Here is a 643-nt window from a genome sequence, read left to right as displayed (position 1 = left end):
GGCATTTGCCGAGATTTCGCATCTCACCGTGGGCGATTTCCGCAACTGGCTGCTGGCGCACACCACCGATACCGCCGCGCTTGTGCGCATCGCGCCCGGGCTCACGCCAGAAATGGCCGCCGCCGTGTCCAAGCTCATGCGCAACCAGGACCTGATTCTGGCGGCGAAGAAACGGCCCGTGGTCACGCGCTTTCGCAATACCATCGGCTTGCCGGGACACATGTCCGTGCGCCTGCAACCGAACCATCCGACCGACGACGTCAAGGGCATCGCCGCGTCCATGCTCGACGGCCTCATGTACGGCTGCGGCGACGCGGTGATCGGCATCAACCCGGCATCGGATTCGCCCGGCGCAATCACAACGCTGCTCGCAATGATCGATGACTTCCGGCAACGCTACGAGGTCCCGACGCAGTCGTGCGTGCTCACGCATGTGACCAATACCATCGCGGCAATCGAGAAAGGCGCGCCCGTGGATCTCGTGTTCCAGTCGATTGCGGGCACTGAAAAAGCGAACGCGAGTTTCGGCGTCTCGCTGGCGCTGTTGCAGGAAGCGTATGAGGCGGGGTTATCGCTTGGGCGCGGCACTGTTGGCGACAACCTGATGTACTTCGAGACAGGTCAAGGCAGCGCGCTTTCCGCC

1 protein-coding gene is annotated in these 643 nt (G+C 63.1%); it reads left to right on the top strand.

Features of this window, described 5'->3' with window-relative positions:
• Positions 1-643, top strand: a 643-nt coding sequence (gene eutB / locus AWB64_RS30620; protein ID WP_167353953.1) for an ethanolamine ammonia-lyase subunit EutB, incomplete at both ends; no start/stop codon positions are given.

The organism is Caballeronia sordidicola, assembly GCF_001544455.2.
GTDB lineage: Bacteria > Pseudomonadota > Gammaproteobacteria > Burkholderiales > Burkholderiaceae > Caballeronia > Caballeronia sordidicola.
The sequence above is the reverse complement of the archived record's forward strand: the minus strand, read 5'-3'. Positions and strand labels throughout refer to the sequence as shown.